Source organism: Enterococcus sp. DIV0724b (assembly GCF_050531475.1).
In the GTDB taxonomy this organism is placed as follows: domain Bacteria; phylum Bacillota; class Bacilli; order Lactobacillales; family Enterococcaceae; genus Enterococcus_L; species Enterococcus_L haemoperoxidus.
Genome location: NZ_CP172890.1, coordinates 352,942 through 372,632, shown reverse-complemented (window position 1 = coordinate 372,632; position 19,691 = coordinate 352,942). Strand labels below are relative to the sequence as shown.

The following is a 19,691-nucleotide window of genomic DNA, read 5'->3' as shown; positions in this document are numbered from 1 at the left end:
CTAATAAAAACAAACAGCTGTTTAATAGGCAGTCGCTCACTCTTTCGGAATATCTAATAACGTCCACTCTATCTCCCCTTGATAAGTTCCGCTATAATTTCCAGGTTTCAAGTCAAAAAGTATGCCTTGATTCGCTTGCCAATCTACAGCTACATTTGCAAATGTCTCTGTTGTTTCTCGTTCAAATACTTTAACGCTACTATCTACAGGGATTGGTGTGGCTTGATTGTTTTGGTTCACATAAATCAACGAATTGGTAATAATGTGGTTTTCTTTCGTTTTAAAATCGCCTGTCAATTTAGCGTAAAGCGTTGTTTTACTTCCTTTCCCTCGGAAGTCTTCTATTTGAATATCCCAACCAGCTTTTCTAGCCAACGTTTGTGGTTGATTTGTAATAGCTCCTTGTTCAAAGCTGACTTCTTCTGGTACTTTACTGAAGGTCATCGTTCCCGCTACTACCAATAAATTGATTTTTCCAACAGTAGATTTCATTCCACTTGTCTTCCACTCAGCTACAACGGTCAGACTGTACTCCCCAATAGGTAACGTTTCTGCTTTTAATGTTGCAGTCCTTGTATGAACTTCATTGATTGTAGGATTTGCGATGATTTCAGTCATTGAGTCATTCACAGCACCATTAATCGCATATTTCAACATTAAATCATCGGCTTCTTCACCAGAAACTTGCGTTTTGATCGTAAAATCTGCCCCATTTAAAATGGTTGTTGTTTCACCATCACCTTCAACGACTAATTTAGGTGCTAGTTCTAAATGCTCAACAGTGGCTTCCAAAGGTTCACTAATAGCAAATTGGCTTTTTTGAATTAAGTTTACCTTTGTGCCTTCTTTCATTCGTACCAGTGGACTTAAAACAAACTTCCCTTCAGGATCTACGGTCGTTTCTTTAATAAGTTTGTCTTGTTCATCTCTTAACTGGATAGTTAATCCAGGAACTCCAATGCCTTCGATCGAAGTCGCTTTATCTGTAATTGCAGTGTCTAATGTTACTTGTTGCGGTTTTACAGCAAATTTTGCTGTAGCTTGAATTTCTGGTTGCCCGGACAATGGTTGTTCTGGAATACCCGTCACGGTTAAGACATGTTCTTTGGTTACATCTAAGGAATCAATCAACTCTTGCGATAATTGCAGCTTCCAAGGGTTAAATTCCTCATCATTTGTTGCATAGGTTTCTTTTGGTAAAAGAATGGTTGCTCCATCATCTACTTGATAGATCAGTGACTTCAATTTTCGGAGGTTTTTAAGTGACCAATTCCCCGTAATATCAGTACTTTTATTGAGAGGCGCGATTGGATCTATCGCCAGACTATCCTTAACAGTACTTGCGGTGATTTGGTAATTAAATGTCTCTGGATTTGACATATAGTTTTTTCCAGCAAAACTGATCGTATCTGAAACATTTTGAGTCGCCGTCAATTCTTTCGTTTGTGCTTCAAACGATATTTTTCTGGTAGTCGATGTTAAAGACAGATCGCCTAAAGCGATTCGCTTGCTCTCGATAAAGGATGTATCATCAATAGGGATACCATCTAATTTCAGTGAACCAGGAACATAATCCACAAATTCATTCAGGTTCGCTACTCCTGATACATCAAACCAATCTTGTTTCCCAGATTCATACGTGACTTCTGCAGTATACGTCACCTTTTGTCTAGCTTTAAGTGATTTTCCCTCTATAGGATTTCCCGTACTATCAACCGCTGTAATAGTTGACTTCGCATTAACTAGACCTGGAACTTTCGTAAATACAACGCGGCTATACTGTGTCGAGCCACCTGTTGAACCAGTGAATCCCCAAATAACGTCATTCGTGCCAAAAATCACTTGAGGATCAATAGGGACAGCTACTTGAGGCGAACTACCATACTGATAGGTCAAAGTTTGTTTTTTACTATCCCAAAAAACAGTAAATTTATTCCATTGATCATTGGCTAACGAATTATAAACTTGTGTTGACTGATGGTTTAATGATGATTGCCATGTATAGCGTTCACCATATGAATCTTCTCTACCAGGAAAAGCATAGGCGATGTGCGCTCTATCAAAATAGCTAAAATAAGATAAATAAGCATCCATCCCTTTCTCATTGTAGTAAGTGTCAAATTCAACAGCAAAGCTATTTTCTAACGCCCCGACTGCATGTTTCTTTGTTTTTGGATCATACTTTCCATAAACACCTAGATGCTCCCCCATTATCCCTCTTTTAGTCGTTAATCTTTCGGGATCGTTGTGCATAGCAAAGGTCATACCGTCCCCATTGTCTTTCTTTTTATTCCCAAAATAAAGATAAGCTTCGAGCTCAAAGTCCTTTGTTAAATCCAATAGATTATTTGACGTTGACCAAATAGCTCCTTCTTGATTAATTTTATTGTCTGTTACTTGAACAACATTTCCGATCAACGTACTATCTGAAATAGCTGGTAATTGGAAAATCCCGTCTAAGAATACATGTTCTGGTGGGTTATCTATTCCAGTATTTGCCCTCAATAAACTTGTTTTATCAGCAATTGGAGCAGTATTTGTTTTCTTAACAACTTCTTTTTCATTAGCGCTGATACCTGATTGTGTATTTATGTAAACGAAAGTAAATACTGCTATAATACCAATCAATAGCAAATATCGCCTTTTTTTTATTTGCTTCATTTAGTGGGAAACCTCCTATTCTCATATTGCGTCTTCCCGTAATTTCTACGTTCAAAGTTATGCGACCCTTTTCCCAAGATTGTTTACTCATTTTTCTTTATGGTTGGCTTAACGGGTTCACTAAGACTTGTAGATTTCTTAAAACAGATTATTAACGTTTTTCGCACACTGTAATTACTTTTTAACGATTTTTTTCTTTCTTTTTTTTGGTCCCTTTTTTCTTTTTAGTTTCTCTTTTTTCTTTTTGTTCTTCTTGTAAATCATTACACAACCGATCAGACATACAATTATGACTACACCTACGCCAATCACTAAATACCAATTCATTGGTTGTTCTTCTAATTCAACGGCCTCTTTATTCAATCGATCACTATCTGTTTTTTCAATGGTGAATTCTTTGTCAAACTCCCAGTTTTCGTCATTCGAACTTGCCTGAAGTTTCAATCGATATGTTCCTGGTTCTAAGCGTTGATTATTCCAACTAATTGGAAAATCGAAGTTTGAATTGGGTGCCATGGTCATATTTTCTTTTGTTGTTTCATGCAGCACTTCTGTTTTATCTTTTTGGTAGATTTTTGCTGCTACTTTAAATTTACCGATCATTGTTGGTTTGATGTTTTGAAGATTGGCAGTCACAACTGTTCGATAGTTCAATAAATCTGGTTTGATTTCATTTAATGCAACATCGGGTTTTACTTTCTGATCATCAATTGTTAGTTTTGTTCCGATTACATATGAGTACCGATTTTTTATTTGAACGTTTGCTTCTGCTTTTTCTTCTTCTTCACCGATATTTTTATAGAGGTAAAAACCACCTAATATCATTCCCTCTATTTTTTCTTTCGGCATTTTTAGTTTGAACGTAACATTTTTTGTTTCATTTGAAGCTAGTTCAACGACTTGTTTGTCGGAGATTAGCTCAGTAAATGGATACTGCAATGTGTTGTCTTGTTTTTTGGGACGCTTGGTAAAGTCCATTTCACCATTTTGGTTGGTCGTCGCAACATTTGGCTCAACTGTCACACTGACTTTTTCTTTTGTTGGATTGGTCAGTACTAATGTTAAATCTTGCTCCATTCCTGGTTGCATCCTTAAATCAAAATACGTTTGATTTTTATCTACTTGATTCTCTGGAATCTCTGCTCTTGCTGAAAAATTAGCTTCTCCAGATTCTTCTTTTGCTGCTACTACTTGCGGCAATAACAATAATGCCACTATGATACTTAACGTAAACAGTGCGGCTTTTAATTTTCTTTGCATTACTTTGTTATCCTTCCATCGCTTTTTATTAACAAGGTGAGTGGATTTCTCCACTCACCTAACTATTGAGATAAATATAGCAGCTGCACTACACTATATGTTTGGCTCACTTACTCATTATTTACTGGTTTTGGTATATCTGACAGTGCCCAGTTAATTGTTGCTGTATAGCGAATATTGGTTTCTGCCGATCCTTCAAGGACAAGCAATTGTATTTTTTCATTATCATCCGCTTCCCCTGAAAAAACATCTAACCATGATCCTTTACCGCTACCTTCTCCAGCCTGCATCAAAGTATATGTATCCTGACTATCAAAGACTAGATCATACCCCTCTGGAGCAGATGACACATTGCCTGAACGTGTCTTGATAACACCATCTTTAAAAGATAAAACTGCGCCTTTTAATTCCTTTGTGCCATCGCTATTCATAAACTTAGAAACTTGTGCTGTTAAATTCCAGCCAGTCCCTGCGCCTCGTAAATCAGTGACCTGAACAAAAGGATCTTTGTTCTGAGCAAAATAATGTTTATCCCCATTGGCTAATTGTTGTTTACCAAATTTAATACTTGGAACATAATCGATTGTTAACGCCCCTACATTTCCCGTACCTTTATTTGTTGGATCTAATGGATCTATTGGCATCGGTGGTGTCGGGTTGTTAGGATCAAGAGGGTCGAGTGGCGGTTTAATGCTCGTATTCTCTGTGAATTCGATGTGATTATCTTTGGAGTTTACCTGACTGGCGTCTACTTCTACCTTGTGGAGAGTGAAAGTAAGCAGTAAAAATAATAAAGCTGTCAGATTCAATACACTTATTTTTTTCATTCTACTCCTCCAACTGAAAACATTTTACTTTAGTTTCTTGTTTATTCAGCTTTAGGTGTCGTAGTTAATGACCATTCAAGCGTTGCTGAATACTCACCAATAAAGTTACCACCAGGAATTGTTAATTTAGATGTTCCTTTATCGAAATAGTTAGCCCAAGTTCCCAAACCATTTCCCTCAGCAGCAAAAAGCAAGCTTTGAGGTGAATCATTTAAGGTAACTCCGTCAACATAACCAACTGGTGCTCTGAATGCTACACCTTGAGGGTTCGTTGTTTGAAGCTCTTTAGACGCTAAAGTAAGTGTTGCACCAGTTAACTTGTTGCTTTTATCGGCTGTTTCAAATTCTGTGATTTTAGCTTTTAAATCCCAACCGGCACCTGTTCCACGAGAATCAGTTACTTGTACATAAGGATTATTTGTATTTTTAATTGGATATTCCGTTGTTCCTACCCCAATTTTATCTGTACCAAAATCAAAGTTTGGCGCAACATCAATTGATAACGGTCCAGGTTGGTTCGTTATATCTTCTTTTGGCGTGTCCTTGTCGATTGGAGGTGTTACAGCATTAGCATCTCCAGTAGTCAATGTGACAATTCCTTTTGACGTTGGATTTTTTGCTGGTGCGTCTTCTGCAAAAGTCACTTGCGCCGCCCCCATTAAAGCGATTGCTGATAGTGTTACAACGGTTGTTATTTTAACGAATTTCATAAAAAAATCTCCTTTATTTTAATATATATTTATTCTGCTGTTGGTACGCTGATCAATGACCATTCTAGAGTAGCTGAATAATCACCCGCTAAATTCCCTGCAGGCACTGTAATTTTGACTTCGCTTGAATCCATTACATTCATCCATGACCCTAAACCAGCACCTGCTTCAGCTTTCATAAATGAATCAGCTTGAGCATTTCCTGTCAGCAACGTAATTTCAGAGACCAATGGCTCTGCAGATGTATTTCCTTCTGTTTTGTCCATACGTCCTTGTGGAAACGATAATGTTGCCCCTTTTAAAATTTTCTTATCATCCGTTTTATCTGCGAATTCTGAAGATTTCACTTGTAAGTCCCAACCAGCTCCCGTACCACGACGGTCTGTTACTTGTACTTTTTTCGTTTTGATTCCGTCAACCTGATTCGTTACTGAATAAACTTCAGTTGTTCCAGATAGTTCAAATGAACCAAATTCTAGCGCTGAAATCGCATCGATTGTCAGTGGACCTTTGTTGCCTGTTGAAGGTGTTTCAGTATCGGGTGCTTCGTTTTTTTCTTCTTCTGGAACAAGTACTTCTGGTGACTCTTTCCCTTCATTAGGCTTTAAGTTGATATGCCCATGAGAAGTCGCTTTTGTTCCATCTTTATCATTTCCAGTCGTTGTTTCCGCTGCAAGTCCTGTACTGTTTGCCGCCAACAGCGATACCGCTAACATCCCTGCCATTATCCCTTGTTTCAAACTCATTTTACTCATTTCTATTCTCCTCGTTCTGTTAATTTTTTCTGTTTCTTACTAATTTCTAAATTCTTACAATCCCTTTATCAAATTGGTAAGAACAGAGAAATCAGCGCTTGATCAGTCGATGTGATTTTTTTAGTTCTCATTTCTAGTACTCCTTCCACAGCTTTTTTCATCGCTCTAACTATTTTTTAAGCTTTAGCTTACTTTTTCTACTTACAATGAGTCCACATAAAATAACGCTGCCTATAAATGACCACCTATTTCTATTGTCTTCCCCCGTTTTAGGTAATACTCGGTTGTTGTACTCCACTCTAACTTTCTCTGGTTGTTCAAGTATGTTCTCTTCTTTTGGCAATGAATCTTTTTCAGTAAAGAAAATTCCTATCTCACTATCTGCCTCAGATGCAAAATATGGTGTTCCTACACTTGCCAACATAATCATCCCGATTACGATTAGTAATTTATTTTTCATTCGCTATTTTCACCTTCTTAGCCCGAAGGCCAACATTTTTTTGCTATTGTGTCATTGACTATCAAAATTGTACCTAGTTCATTCAATTAAATATTCAGCATATATCCTCTAGAACGCACTGTTTTTATAAAAATTGGTTTTTTAACATTTTTTTCAATTTTTCTTCTCAAGTGATAGACAACATTTGCGATTCTATACTGCTTGTTTTCTGCTGTATCTGTTTTCCATAATTTTTGGTAAATTGTTTCATAGCTAACTGCAAGGCCTTGATTTCTACATAATAATTCCAACAGTTGAAATTCTAATTTAGTTAAGACAATTTCTTTGTTTCCTTCCATCATCACACTAACATTCGTTGGAATCAGCTTAAGTAGCTCCTCTTCATGATAATTTTCTGTTACAAGGTTCGCTTTAGCTTGTGGTTGATTGATTCTTAGTAAAGAGTTTTCCATAATAAAGTTAATTTCTTTTGGTTCTCTGCTTAAATCAAAAACTTCATCTGCACCTAATTGTAAATACACCAACTTACCAACTGATTTTTCTGTAGCTGTCATGATCCAGATATAACAAGTTGATCTTTTTTTTATCTTAGAAATCAATTCACAGATCATACTTAAATTGCTGATATTTCCTTCTAAAATAATGATTGCTTGTAACGTTTCTACTAACTCTAACTCTTCTGTTACTTCAATAATTTTATGTCTTTGTTTGATTTCCTCTATGTCGATTCTATTTTCTGCATTAGTTCCTAAAGAAAGCATTCCTATGTTACACATCTATATCTTCTGCTCCTTTTTCTATGTATTATGTTTTTTATTTAATATAATATCGTTTTTATACATAACTCTTAAAAATAATATTATATTATTTCGTTTTATTTTGTTTCCAATATCGTTTGTCCCCTGAGAAGTTATTGAAATATCATTATATTTTTTAAATAAATGCTAATAATATACGCTTAGAAACTATCCGTGTTATGATAGTTTCAAGATTTTAAAAGGAGTTGTTCACACAACATGGAAACTATTTTTATGAAGAAAAATGAAACTCTTCGTTTTGAGCTATTAAAGCAACTCCTGTATGCTAAATCTGGCGCAACTTCACAACAAATGATGGATTTTTTCACTCTCTCAAGTAAAACGTTTTATCGTTATAAAAAACAACTCAGTGATGATTTAAATACTGTATTCCCACAAGGTGACGTTACGATCCAGAAGAAAAAACTCCTTTATGTCATTGAACTAGCGCCTTCACTGACATTTAGTTATGTTCTCGACTCTATGAGACTTTATTACATAAGAATCTCACAAAAATTTTCAATTCTTGAAGCCGTTTTAAAAAGACATTATATTTCTGTTGAAGCATTAGCGCAGGATCTGAATTTAAGTCCCTCTCATGTTTACTCGAATTTAACGTTTCTTAATAAGCTCCTACGTCCTTTTGAATTGAAAATTTCTTTTTCTCCCTCTATTTATAAAACAAATTTTCAAGGAGCCGAACTAAATATCCGAACTTTAGGATTTGTATTGTTTTGGAATGTTTTTAAAGGGTTAGAATGGCCTTTTGAGAAAACACCAAGTTCTTACAAGACACTTCCTTCAGCTGTGAATGATCAAAGACTTTCCCCTTCACAGCAAACCAGAATTAGATATTTTCAAAACGTTACTTACTGGCGCACGATATACAGAAGAGAAAGTTTAACTCTATCACAAGAATTTAAGGATTATCTTGTCTACTTTGAATCAGTAGCACCTACTAAATTATTTTCAAATTTAGAAAATGTAGATCTTGAACAAATCAATCTGAAAGATGAAGCCTTTTTCTTTGGCTTTTTATCAAGATTCCTTGTTGCAAATATAGATTCAATGGAAGAAAGACAAGTGATTACCCAATCACTTGTCCAGTCAAAGTTACCATTAGCTGAGCTGACCACACGTACTTTAGACAAGCTTTTAACTACGTTTAAAGTGAAGCTATCCCCTGATAGTTATCTGGAAAACTACTATTTATTAATTATCTGCTTGATTTATATCCGTTTTATTGGAATCAATTTCAGAAAATTTCTTGTTGACGATACAACGGTTTCTAAAGCAAATTGGTTTTCTTCTGATGAATCATCTTATCGTTCTTTCGTAAAAGAGACACTTGGCAAAGAACCTTTAATACGCAAACACTTGAATGCTGGTCTTGTCTCTTTTATGGCAAAATTTTTCAACTCTATTTTGAAAAGTGGAGAAAGAGATGCTAAGTTACGAATCTTCATTCAGCATTCTAACAATCATTTTATTTATGACTTTGTTAAGAATAATCTACTCACCATTTTTGGGGATACAACGTTAGAATTTACGTTTGATGTAGGGGACGCCGATGTGATTATTTCTGATGCTTTTGAAGGAGAAGACTCTAACGAAAAAACATTTCATTTTGAACATTCCCATGATCAAGTCTCTTGGAGAGAATTGATTCTTTTTATCAGTGGAAAGATTTATACATTGCATAATACTTGAGCAACTATCGTTATTGAAAACTACCACTACTCTAACCTAAATACAGGTGTCGATCATCGTAGTGTTCAATGATTTTTTTCCCAATCTCTTCCAATAACAATTCCAAGTCTGAACTGTTAGAAAAAGAAGAGATGAATATTTCTTTGGCTTTACTGTTCTTTTCTGTTAACTCGATATCTGTCACGATAATATCTGGAGAACCCTGTTGGTTTTTGACAAATTCTATCTTGTCACTAAACAGTAATTCGATTTTCTGCGATATGATTGGACCTACGAATACTTTGGAATTTTGAATTAGAATACGTACTTTCGGGAAATCAACTTGCATAAATTTCACTAAAATTGTATATGTCACAAGGTAAATATAATCGGTCAATGTTTCTTGTGATGTATATTTTTTGATTGCTTTAAAAAAAGAACCATATTCTGTTTTCGTGATTAGTTTTTCAATGACCATCTGAATATTCTGTTGGATTTTTTTTTCTGTTGGATCTGCATAAAAGAAGTTTTTTTCATCATAAATATAGTAAAACAGCTTGGGATCAATGAAACACGTCTCCATCAACAAGTGCATCATATCGAGTTCTTTTCGAAGTTTCCAATAAACCATCGGCGTGCTATTACCGTGAAAGAACGTCTCGATCAGTTTTTCAGCTAACATATGACTATATTTCACTAATTTGAAATTTTCCTCATTGAAAAATTTCTGATGTTCTTCGATCACAAATACTTCTCCATCCACTAAACGTTCTTTATAAAGCAATAGTAAAGCAGCGCTTGTTTCATCCCAAGATTGTTTTTCTGGACGATTTTTCTTTAGGTGAAAATACTCAAAAAATACTTTTGTGTACATTCCATCCTGAAATCGTTCAGATAAAGCAGTCAGGATAGATTTTTTCACCACTTTTTTTTGGCTGATACGAACGTTACAAATAAAGAGTAATAAACATACTTGTCTTTTTCTTATACAATTCAAGCTTTCCCAGCCTTGTATTCTCTCACTAAAATAAGCCCTCATTTCGTTATAACTAGCTTGATCAAAATCCCAATTGTTTGACGCATTGAAAAAGAATAGAAAAAAGAAATTTCGAATTCGTAACTCGCTTCCTTTGATCTCATTTTTTCGTGTCAAACTTAACCCACATTGATTTAATATCTTTTGAAGTTTACTTCGATTACGTGAGAAAGTTGCTGGACTGATAAATTCTAAATCACAAAATGTTATCGCATCGATTCGTTCCATTAGAAAAATATGCTTAATCATTTTATAGAGAATGGAGGTCTTTAAGTATTTATTGCTAATACTGACTAAATCAATATTACTCGCATATACGCCTTGTACCATATTATGTATGTAGGATACTTCAAACCGTTCTTTAGAAACAGTTAACTCTTGCTCGAATTGTTTAATAATAAGTGAAACTGTTTTCTTTGAAAATTTGGTTGCTTCTGCTATTTCTGATAAACTTACTTCCTCTCTTCTATTGGCAATAAAACTTAGGACATTGATTCTTCTGTCGTATACTTCATCTAAAAAAATCCGCATATTTTCACCTTCTTTTTAACTTTTAGATTTCTTTTTCTTAATAAAATTTATATCGTAAATATCATACCTGTTTAATATAAGTTTGTTTTTCTTTTACTTCTTACCCCTCAAACATTTATGAAATCACAACTATTTATATTAAATTATTTTTTATATTTTTTTTATTTTCTTTAGGTGTTTTTTTCGACAAAAAAATGGAATATAGATAAAAGTAGCATCAAAAAAGAACGCCCTAACGCTCTCTTTTGATGCTACTTAACAATCATTCTGGTATGTTTCATTCAACTTGATTATTTCCTGTTTATGCAGCTCTTTCAATTTTTCTGGTGCAATCACTCTTACACCGTTGCCAAACATCAGTAAAAAGGGGAGGATTGTTTTTTGCTGATTTGCATAAATCCTTACGTCTACATGGTTATCTCCTACTTCAATTTCATCTTCTGTGTAATAATCATACAGTTTTCCTAAATCTTCTTTTTTAAAACGTAATTGGATCAACTCTCCGTCAGATTCAATGAGTCTTGAGTTAGAGTATTCAGTAGGTTCAAATGTCATCTTTTGAATCGTAAGTTGCCGAATACGCGTGACTTTAAAATACCTACATGCATCTCGTTCCTCACAATACGAGTAGATATACCAGCTACCATTCATCAACATCAATTCATATGGGTGAATCGTTCTTTGAGTATGATCACCTTTGTTGTCCACGTACCAAATCGTCAACTTCCGATTTTGTTTGAGAGAAAGATTGATCTGATTGATTTTCATTTTTGTTTCGGCTTCAATTTCTGGTCGATGCATCGTTGGTGACTCAAAAGAGAATTGTTTTTTGAGTTGCCTTTTTTGAGTTGTTTTTTCTTGTATTAGTGTAATTTTTTCTTTGATTGTGTTTTGCTGATCCGAAATTCCGAATAAACCTTCTTGGATATTTAGCGCATTAAGAATATCTTGCTTCTCTTCTCCACTATAAGTGTATGTTCGTAATTTGAAAGAATCTACCAGAGAGAACCCACCATTGCGTCCTGGGTGAGAAATAATCGGAAAACCAGCTAATTCAATCGTTTCGATATCTCTAAAAATCGTTCTTTTGGTCACGTCAAACCGTTGAGCCAATTGAGCAGTTGAAACAAGCTCATTTTCTAGCAGTAGAACGATGATTGCCAGAATTCGTTCGATTTTCTTCATGTTGCTTCCTCCCTTAGTCAGAAAAAGGATAAAACTAGAGTTCGTTACTCTTGTTTCATCCTGATAATAATTTTTATTTTTGTTTCACTAGTTGATTGATTATTCCCGATACTTGATCGCTAAACCTTTCAGGAAATTCCTTGCATAGCGGTCGCCGCATTCCTTGTAATTTCGGTGTCCTTCTTTTCTTAAAATTGCACTTAATTCACTATCCGAAGCGTAAACTCCAGCCAATCTTAGCACATCTAGCATATCATCACTTGTAAGTGTTAAAGCTATTTTTACTTTTTTAAGCAACACATTATTGACGTTACTTTGGCTCGTGATCAAGAATGTTGGTTTAGGTGCCACACCATTTTTAACAGGTGGTTTACCTCTTTTATACGTGATCAGACCGTTTAAGAAAGCTTCTAGTGTGCGATTGTCGCAAACGGCATCTCGTGGAAGTTCGTCTTCTTCATTTTGTTTTGTTAATAAAACACGTAACTCTTCTCTTGTGATTTCTAGATCACCTAATTTAAAAATTTTGATCATATCTGTATCTTTAATGTCTAACGCATAGCGTAAGCGAATCAATATATCGTTATTATTCATCTTTCTCCTCCAGAAAACGTATCATTATTTCTTAGTATAAAGCTTTCTTTCAGAGATTGCATCAATTTGTTGTGATTCGTCAGAATAAATGAATGACAGATTTCAACTTGGGTAAGTTCCACGGTACATACATAGCTTAAATGTGATCGAAGTTTGTATGCAAAAAAATGTTGAAAAACAGCTTTTTGCTGGCTCTTCAACATTTTTTCTAATTCTTTATTTTGCTGATACATTCTTATAGTGGGACGCCAATTACGCAATGGACTTCTCCTTTGCACAATCATTTACTAAGAAAGCTTCTAATACTTGGTAAAATGGTGTCACTGGTGAATGATCCATTAATACTTTTTGAGCATCTAGCAATGGATCCCAACGATTTTCGTTTTTGGTGGCATAGGTTGTTGCTGATTCTATTAGTAATTGATCGAATTCTTCATTGCTGAATTTACCATAGTTTTATTCTCCGCTTGTTCTGAACAATTGCTACTACATCGTCTTCAAATCCAGAAACGCCTGATGCATTGGATAAACGTTCAATTGCATGTAAAGATTTAGTTTTTGTCATTGGGATACGAATTCTCCTAATAAATTAAATTATTTATAAAACGGATTGAACAGAAGAATAGGGTAAATTCAAATCAGTCGCAACTGCCTGATTCGTCATCGCACCGTTCAGCGTGTTAACACCTGCAAGTAATGCTGGATTTTGTTCTACGGCTTGTTCAAATCCTTTATTCGCTAATTCTAATACATATCGTAATGTCGCATTGGCTAAAGCAAATGTTGCGGTTTGCGGAACGGCTCCCGGCATATTCGCAACAGCATAGTGAACCACACCATATTTAACATAAGTTGGGTGTTGATGCGTGGTTACTTCATCGATTGTTTCAAAAATCCCGCCTTGATCGATAGCAATGTCGATGATCACAGAATGTTCTGGCATTGAAACAACCATTTCTTTTGTGACTAAAACAGGTGCCTTATGTCCTGGAATCAAAACTGCCCCAATCACAAGATCTGCGTCTTTGACTGCTTCTTGTATGTTGAAGTGATTTGAAACAAGCGTTTTGATTGCTCCGTTGAACTGATTATCGATCTCTTGCAGTTTTTTGATATTGACATCTAAAATCGTAACATCTGCACCAAGTCCAAGCGCGATCTTCGCTGCATTACACCCAGAAATCCCACCGCCGATAATAGTCACCTTACCTTTTTTCACTCCTGGAACGCCGCCTAACAAAATCCCTTTTCCTTCTGGAACTTTTTCTAAAAATTGGGCGCCGATCTGGGCCGCCAAACGTCCGGCAATTTCACTCATTGGTGCTAACAAAGGTAATTCTCCATTGGCTAATTGAACACTTTCGTAAGCAATCGCTTTCGTTTTTTTCTTCATTAATTCTTCAGCTAATGGTTTATTGGCTGCTAAATGAAGATAGGTGAATAGCATCAAATCTTCTCTTAAGTATTGATACTCTTCTTTTAATGGTTCTTTTACTTTTAAAACTAATTCTTGGGCCCAAGCTTCTTTAGCAGATGCTACAATTGTTGCACCAACCGCTACATATTCTTCATCATGGATCGAAGCACCTAACCCCGCATTAGTTTCAACAAAGACTGTATGACCATGTTTAATGAGATCTAAAACTCCAGCAGCTGGTAAGGCTACTCGATTTTCGCCATTTTTGATTTCTTTTGGAATACCAATTTTCATTATTCAGGATCCTCTCTAACTCATTACTTAGCATTATATTTTATACGCTACTTACTAAATTATAGTTTAATGAAAGTTCATCCGCAATACATAGAAAAAAATTAAATTTTCTCTTTATTTTTTAATCCTTGATTTACATAAAACATCTGAAATAAATCTTTGATCGATTTATTTCAGATGTTATTTATTCTTATCCAACTTCCACCTTTGAACGCCAGGATGTTCCGCAACGTTCTACTATTTCATTTAAGGTTTCAATATTTTCTTTTCCTTGTGTGGCAAACCAATCACGACCTGCTGCTTCACCTTTAGCAGCAAACGGCTTGACCCCTTCACGCCAAGTAGCCCGTCCACATAGGACACCACTAAATTTAGAACCCGCTTCTTTTGCAAATTCCAGTGTTTCTTGGAATAATTTTGTTGAAACACCGGCACTAAGAAAAATAAATGGCAGTTCCGTTAATTCACTTTGCTTTTTGAAATAGCCTAAGGCTTCTTTTTTACTATAAACCACTTCATTTTCTGCAAAACCTTCTACATAATTCATGTTAACTGGTACTTCCATTTTTAATACATCGATATGATATTGAGGTTTAGAAAATTCAATCATTGATTCCAGAACCTTATGGGGCTTAACTCTCGCAAAAGAAGCTGAACTGGAATCTGTGATTTCGGTGTCGTAAGTCACGATTTCCACAAAAAGCGGAATATCTTCACCTAAGCATTCGCTACCTAGCCGTTCAACAAAAACATGTTTTAAGTGATTGATTGCTGCTGGTTCATCTGGATCATAATATAATAGAAACTTGATAGCATCTGCCCCAGCAGCTTTTAAACGAGCTACTGACCAGTCTTCTAATAAATCCGGCATTCTACCGGGAGTTGAAGTATCGTACCCCGTTTTTTCATAAGCCAATAATAAGCCACAATTGTGATCCCGTACTTTCGTTGCTGGCAATCCGTACTCTGGATCAAGTAAGATCGCAGAAGAATATGGTGTTAACTCTTCAGAAGCAACTTTTTTAAACTCAACAATTTCTTCTCCTGTCGTCATTGTACTTGCTGTAGCAATCATTTTTTTCAGCGAGCCTCTTTGATCGATCGCTAACGCTTCGATCAGACCTTTTTCATTCGATAAACGATTCAAAGCATCCATTTTTGCTTGACTGATTTTGATCATTGTAATGACTCCTTTGCTCTTTTTTGAGGCAAAACCTCTCTTACTTTTGAGTATACTCGCTGATATTTAGAAAAACAAAGAAGAAGACTTTATCATCAGGAACGTAAAAAAGAGCTTAGTGATACGCTGCATTTTTTGCGCTTATCCACTAAGCTCTTACGGTATTCAACTTACTTTGTCGTTTTGACTGTCACGGTAAAATTATCAATGACCAAGTCATACGCGCCTCCAGTTGTATAAATACCAAATGTGGTATTTCCTGAAGCATCACCAGTAATTTCTGCTTCATATTTTTTAGTTTTTCCATCTGCCGATGTCGGTAAAATTGTGCCAACTTTTTTAAGATCTGAAAGTGATTTAAATTCACCTGTCACAGACCCTGCAGAGAAAATATCTTTTCCATCTGTTTGGTAATCAAAGCTTACTGTGTATTTTTTACCTGCTTCAAATTTTATGTTTTGCGGAGTCGTTTGAAGCATCAAACCAGTCCCTTGCTTGTGGGCTTTTAAGGACCAATTGCCTGATAATACATCAGATACTTTATTTCCATTCCAACCGTATTGCGTATACGGTTCGTTTTTCTCTGATAAGTGTATTCTTGGATCTTCCACACCACCAGCTTGCCCTTTGACAAATGGGAACAATCCAATTGCTTGGGTATCTTCAAAATCTTGTTTGATAATGGTTTCACTCGTTGGATTCATTACATCTGTTTGTCGTTCGACGATTCGAATATCATCAAATTTTGTTTTGTTGGTTCCTGCTTCTGCTGCTAGAGTAAGTGTTACTTTTTGCGCATTTTCCGGAACTACAAAATCGACTCTGGCATTTTGCATATATTGGGGATATTTGCTGCTGGTATGATTAATATCCGCTTGAATATAGTTTTGAACGACAGAATTGGTATAATCTTTGGTATATTTTTTCCCGTCGATTTCCATTGTTATGCTCGCTTTTCGGTTATGCGTTTCAGTATTGACGTATGCACTGTACTTTCCTGCTTTGGGTACTGTTAAGTCTTGCTTGATCGTCATTGCTGCTTTTCCGGCATTGAGAACATAGTCACCATTTGGGTCTTTAATGACTGCTGCATCTCCTTGAATGACTTGCCAATTTTTAGCCAATGTATCTTGCTCATTGAATCCAGGATCTTTCACGGGTGTTCCTGTGCCAAATTTTACTGGTTCAACAGTCGCTGGTTCAGCAATTACATAAGGTGTTTTTGCTGCTGCTTGAATCGTTACTTGGTTTCCTGTTATATTAGCTGCTCCTTTATCTTTTCGACCTTGATCCGTTAGTTCGTATACATGTAAATTCGTTTTTGTTTGCAATTCGTCTGGAATCGTCCATGTTGTAGAACCGCCTGTCTCATTCCAATGATATAACTTCAGTTCTTTATTGACTGTCCAAGGTAACAGATAGGTGCTCCCTTTTAATACGTCAACGTTATTTAGCGTTATGCGTTTTTGATCACTGGCATCTTTCTTTGTTACAACTACTTTATCATTAGCACTTGCCAGTTTAATCGTACCATATATTTGACCCTCGGCTGAAGTCGTTGTATCCCAGTTTGTGATTTGGTAATGTTGTAAGAATTTTGTTGGAATATTGATTGCAAAGGTTTTATCTTTATACGTATTGAAATTGGTTTTTCCAACCCAACCTTCATATGCTTCAAACTCTGCTCCACCTAATAATGGATTATCAGATATGATCCATGTATCTTTTTGATGATTACGAATAAAACGCACAATATTACTGTTAAATCCTTTCGTTGAGGTTCCTCCATATGCTTTTTCGGCAGACCAATGATTCCAAATCGAATCATATTCTAGTGCATTTGGAAACTCATTTGCTGTAATCCAACCCAGTCCATTGATTTCTTTACTTAATTGGCGGCTTAACCAACCTGCTTCACCTTGATTTCCCCAGACATCTACATAAATATAATCCAATTTCGGTACGTTTTGCTTCAATTCTTTGAAACGTTCCAAACGATTCCCACTGATTGTATCTGGGCGTTGTTTGATGAAATAAGATGGGTCTAACCAATCCCAGCCTCGTTTGGTTGGATCGACTAACTCTTCACTAAAGTGTTTTGCTTCTGGATAAGACTCGGTATCATTGACATGTACTCCAAAAATCGCGTTAAGCTTATGACCTTCCTCAATCAATTGATTTAGATCATTTACTCCACCTTGACGTTTACCAACTTCGCCATAATCTGGATGTGCTGAATCGTGTCCTTCATTTTGATAGCCTTTTAATAAGTTCATTTGCCCTAATCCATCTGTCAGGTTATACACTCGTTTTGATTCATCCAACGTTACTGAAAATGGATTTGTTGCCTGGCTGGCAAAGTTGAATGGAATTCTTTGATTGACTAATTCCGGCACTTTTTCAGCACCAACAGGATTGTTCATAATAGCGCGATAGCTTATTGCTGCATCTTGCCAATCAACTTTGCCATCACCATTCAAGTCTTTTGCAAATTTGACTTTCACCTCGGGTATATCACCTGTTAAATAAGTGTTCGGCGCATCAAACGGGCGGTAGGTCCATGAGCCACTCCATAATGATGTCACATATCCAGCCGCTGTTTCTTTTGTTTGTTTATAGATACGATTATTATCGCTGTTATCAACGGTGCCATCACCATAAGCATTGGTCCAAAAACTTGCAGCATAATCATTCGTATTTAAGAAACCATACATATACTGCTTTGTTCCAACTTCATTTGATGACACTAAGTTCTGGAATGTATCTCCGTTTTTATTGTTGTTGTTCGCATTCGTTCCTGTATTCATGACAACCCCAGAAAATGCTGCTCCTGCATCGGTACTATTTACTGAAAGCATTCCTTGATTTGCAATAGCCAATGTATGGATTTTTGTCGTTCCTTCTTTGATATCCGTTATTTTCATTGCCATTTCCAGACCGTCAGAAATAGTAAAACTCACTTTAAAACTCAAATCGATTGCTGGCACTGTTACTTGATAGATTGCCTTATTTTTTGCAGTAGTCTGTTCTTTCACCGCAGTTGCTTCGTAGGGTTTCCCATCAATCAAAACTTGATTGTTTTTTTCTTGCTGACCTTTAAAAATAATTTTGTTATCGCTTGGATTTTCGTAACGAATCACTCTTGGAAATTTAGGGTCTAAAACAGCAGTAAGGTCTGCAGATGAAATTTTATCTCCTGTTTCAATACTACCTTCATCAATGACCGTTATTGTCGCTTTAGCTTTCAAAGCTGTTCCAGTTACTGTTCCCAATACATCAAAACTACCGACTTTTTGGTAAGATTCTGGTGCAATTGGGTCCCACGAAACAGACTCATCTTTTTGAATGCCAGTATTGTAGGTTGTTTTGACAGTTGTAGGTAAAATTGGTGCTACACCAATTTTGGTAAAAATCTTACTAGGTGCTATTTCGGTAATTTCAGGTATTATCTCAGGAATCGTTCCGCTATCACCATTTTTAAAATATTGATAGGTGACAGACTTTTGGTCGTACCAAGTTCTAAAACCGATGCGCCCGGCTGTCGTCGGAATTTTAGCTCCATTAGCCAAGACAGGTTCTCCGTCATAAAATTGAGTACCATTTAGCCAAATCGTGATTTTTGTTCCAACATAACGAACTTTTAAAACGTAAGTCGTATCAGCCACTAATGTTGGTCCAGAAAGATTATCGTTCCAAGATGTTGGACTTTCAACGAGCCATTTTCCATTTACATTATAGCCAATAAAAATCCAACTATCTTTAGAAGCACCTCTAACAACGACACCCGTTCTGCCTTCTCCTGAAGTAAATTTAAATGACGTTTCAATCTCGCCATCTGCTTTTTGAGGCGAATCTAAATTGATCGATACCGCATTATTGCCAGATTCTGTCTTTCTGGAAATGTCTAGTGCGTTACTTTTTAAGGTTCTATTGGTTCCGCCAACTAAATCCTGCCAATTGCCTAATTGTCCATTTTGAAAATTTGTTTGCCAATAATTTTCTACAGCTTTTGGTTCTGCAACGATCTGAGATTGATTTTGACTACTGTTCTCATCCGCCAAAACATCGGTTGACCCCAGCAAAATCCCACAAGTCATTAAAGCTAAGATGCTAATAGATGTCGTATACTTTTTTTTCATTCTTTTGTCACTCTCCCTCTTTGAATACGTTATCATTTAAAAACGGGCAACGTTCTTCGCAACAGTCGATTTATAAAAAGACAGAATGACGGACAGAAAATATGTTTAAGTTCATTCTGTCTATTTCAATACACTTGATTTCACTTACTCCAACTC

At 35.9% G+C, this 19,691-nt stretch carries 15 protein-coding genes; 1 reads left to right on the top strand and 14 read right to left on the bottom strand.

Annotated elements, in window-relative coordinates; all coding sequences use genetic code 11:
- Positions 1–36: 36 nt before the first annotated feature.
- The 7 genes from IGJ02_RS01700 to IGJ02_RS01670 all read right to left on the bottom strand — a co-directional run bounded on the left by IGJ02_RS01700 (position 37) and on the right by IGJ02_RS01670 (position 7,449).
- Positions 37–2,661 (bottom strand): lectin-like domain-containing protein, encoded by a 2,625-nt coding sequence (locus IGJ02_RS01700; protein WP_430603006.1) that lies wholly within the window; start codon positions 2,659–2,661, stop codon positions 37–39.
- A gap of 174 nt (positions 2,662–2,835) precedes the next feature.
- Positions 2,836–3,921 (bottom strand): DUF916 and DUF3324 domain-containing protein, encoded by a 1,086-nt coding sequence (locus tag IGJ02_RS01695; protein ID WP_430603004.1) that lies wholly within the window; start codon positions 3,919–3,921, stop codon positions 2,836–2,838.
- 110 nt (positions 3,922–4,031) lie between these two features.
- Entirely contained in the window at positions 4,032–4,748 is a 717-nt protein-coding gene (locus IGJ02_RS01690) for a WxL domain-containing protein (RefSeq protein ID WP_430603002.1), read from the bottom strand.
- A gap of 41 nt (positions 4,749–4,789) precedes the next feature.
- Positions 4,790–5,458, bottom strand: coding sequence for a WxL domain-containing protein (locus tag IGJ02_RS01685; RefSeq protein WP_010761783.1), 669 nt, complete (start codon positions 5,456–5,458; stop codon positions 4,790–4,792).
- Positions 5,459–5,487: 29 nt separating this feature from the next.
- Positions 5,488–6,213 carry a WxL domain-containing protein gene (locus IGJ02_RS01680; protein WP_010761784.1) on the bottom strand — a complete coding sequence of 242 codons (726 nt, stop codon included), beginning with the start codon at positions 6,211–6,213 and terminating at the stop codon, positions 5,488–5,490.
- A gap of 169 nt (positions 6,214–6,382) precedes the next feature.
- The gene (locus IGJ02_RS01675) at positions 6,383–6,673 is read right to left on the bottom strand and encodes a hypothetical protein (RefSeq protein WP_010761785.1); all 291 of its coding nucleotides are present in this window, start codon (positions 6,671–6,673) and stop codon (positions 6,383–6,385) included.
- Positions 6,674–6,759: 86 nt separating this feature from the next.
- Positions 6,760–7,449, bottom strand: coding sequence for a DNA-binding response regulator (locus IGJ02_RS01670; RefSeq protein ID WP_430603000.1), 690 nt, complete (start codon positions 7,447–7,449; stop codon positions 6,760–6,762).
- 255 nt (positions 7,450–7,704) lie between these two features.
- Between IGJ02_RS01670 and IGJ02_RS01665 the strand changes: the two genes are divergently transcribed.
- Positions 7,705–9,180 carry a helix-turn-helix domain-containing protein gene (locus tag IGJ02_RS01665; RefSeq protein ID WP_034683716.1) on the top strand — a complete coding sequence of 492 codons (1,476 nt, stop codon included), beginning with the start codon at positions 7,705–7,707 and terminating at the stop codon, positions 9,178–9,180.
- A 31-nt stretch (positions 9,181–9,211) separates the two neighbouring features.
- Here IGJ02_RS01665 and IGJ02_RS01660 read toward each other — a convergent pair whose 3' ends face one another.
- From IGJ02_RS01660 to IGJ02_RS01630, 7 genes are all read right to left on the bottom strand, one after another.
- A complete protein-coding gene (locus tag IGJ02_RS01660) occupies positions 9,212–10,726 on the bottom strand; it encodes a helix-turn-helix domain-containing protein (RefSeq protein ID WP_430602998.1) in 1,515 nt (504 codons plus the stop codon).
- Between the two features lie 255 nt (positions 10,727–10,981).
- The gene (locus tag IGJ02_RS01655; RefSeq protein WP_430602997.1) at positions 10,982–11,911 is read right to left on the bottom strand and encodes a helix-turn-helix transcriptional regulator; all 930 of its coding nucleotides are present in this window, start codon (positions 11,909–11,911) and stop codon (positions 10,982–10,984) included.
- A gap of 99 nt (positions 11,912–12,010) precedes the next feature.
- The gene (locus IGJ02_RS01650) at positions 12,011–12,505 is read right to left on the bottom strand and encodes a DUF1456 family protein (RefSeq protein ID WP_010761790.1); all 495 of its coding nucleotides are present in this window, start codon (positions 12,503–12,505) and stop codon (positions 12,011–12,013) included.
- Positions 12,502–12,765, bottom strand: coding sequence for a hypothetical protein (locus IGJ02_RS01645; RefSeq protein WP_430602996.1), 264 nt, complete (start codon positions 12,763–12,765; stop codon positions 12,502–12,504). Before IGJ02_RS01645 ends, IGJ02_RS01650 begins: the two co-directional genes overlap by 4 nt.
- Before the next feature lie 338 nt (positions 12,766–13,103).
- Positions 13,104–14,216, bottom strand: coding sequence for an alanine dehydrogenase (ald, locus tag IGJ02_RS01640; protein ID WP_430602994.1), 1,113 nt, complete (start codon positions 14,214–14,216; stop codon positions 13,104–13,106).
- 190 nt (positions 14,217–14,406) lie between these two features.
- Complete coding sequence (gene lacD, locus IGJ02_RS01635; RefSeq protein ID WP_010761793.1) at positions 14,407–15,396, bottom strand: tagatose-bisphosphate aldolase; 990 nt, start codon at positions 15,394–15,396, stop codon at positions 14,407–14,409.
- A 170-nt stretch (positions 15,397–15,566) separates the two neighbouring features.
- Positions 15,567–19,535, bottom strand: a complete 3,969-nt coding sequence (locus IGJ02_RS01630; RefSeq protein ID WP_430602993.1) for an endo-alpha-N-acetylgalactosaminidase family protein — start codon at positions 19,533–19,535, stop codon at positions 15,567–15,569.
- Positions 19,536–19,691: the final 156 nt, after the last annotated feature.

Bases quoted from the DNA above. Each gene is read 5' to 3' on its own strand.
- IGJ02_RS01685 (WP_010761783.1), bottom strand. From the start codon at position 5,458: ATGAAATTCGTTAAAATAACAACCGTTGTAACACTATCAGCAATCGCT.
- IGJ02_RS01680 (WP_010761784.1), bottom strand. From the start codon at position 6,213: ATGAGTAAAATGAGTTTGAAACAAGGGATAATGGCAGGGATGTTAGCG.
- IGJ02_RS01675 (WP_010761785.1), bottom strand. From the start codon at position 6,673: ATGAAAAATAAATTACTAATCGTAATCGGGATGATTATGTTGGCAAGT.
- IGJ02_RS01695 (WP_430603004.1), bottom strand. From the start codon at position 3,921: ATGCAAAGAAAATTAAAAGCCGCACTGTTTACGTTAAGTATCATAGTG.
- IGJ02_RS01655 (WP_430602997.1), bottom strand. From the start codon at position 11,911: ATGAAGAAAATCGAACGAATTCTGGCAATCATCGTTCTACTGCTAGAA.
- IGJ02_RS01660 (WP_430602998.1), bottom strand. From the start codon at position 10,726: ATGCGGATTTTTTTAGATGAAGTATACGACAGAAGAATCAATGTCCTA.
- lacD (WP_010761793.1), bottom strand. From the start codon at position 15,396: ATGATCAAAATCAGTCAAGCAAAAATGGATGCTTTGAATCGTTTATCG.
- IGJ02_RS01700 (WP_430603006.1), bottom strand. From the start codon at position 2,661: ATGAAGCAAATAAAAAAAAGGCGATATTTGCTATTGATTGGTATTATA.
- IGJ02_RS01630 (WP_430602993.1), bottom strand. From the start codon at position 19,535: ATGAAAAAAAAGTATACGACATCTATTAGCATCTTAGCTTTAATGACT.
- IGJ02_RS01670 (WP_430603000.1), bottom strand. From the start codon at position 7,449: ATGTGTAACATAGGAATGCTTTCTTTAGGAACTAATGCAGAAAATAGA.
- IGJ02_RS01650 (WP_010761790.1), bottom strand. From the start codon at position 12,505: ATGAATAATAACGATATATTGATTCGCTTACGCTATGCGTTAGACATT.
- IGJ02_RS01665 (WP_034683716.1), top strand. From the start codon at position 7,705: ATGAAGAAAAATGAAACTCTTCGTTTTGAGCTATTAAAGCAACTCCTG.
- ald (WP_430602994.1), bottom strand. From the start codon at position 14,216: ATGAAAATTGGTATTCCAAAAGAAATCAAAAATGGCGAAAATCGAGTA.
- IGJ02_RS01690 (WP_430603002.1), bottom strand. From the start codon at position 4,748: ATGAAAAAAATAAGTGTATTGAATCTGACAGCTTTATTATTTTTACTG.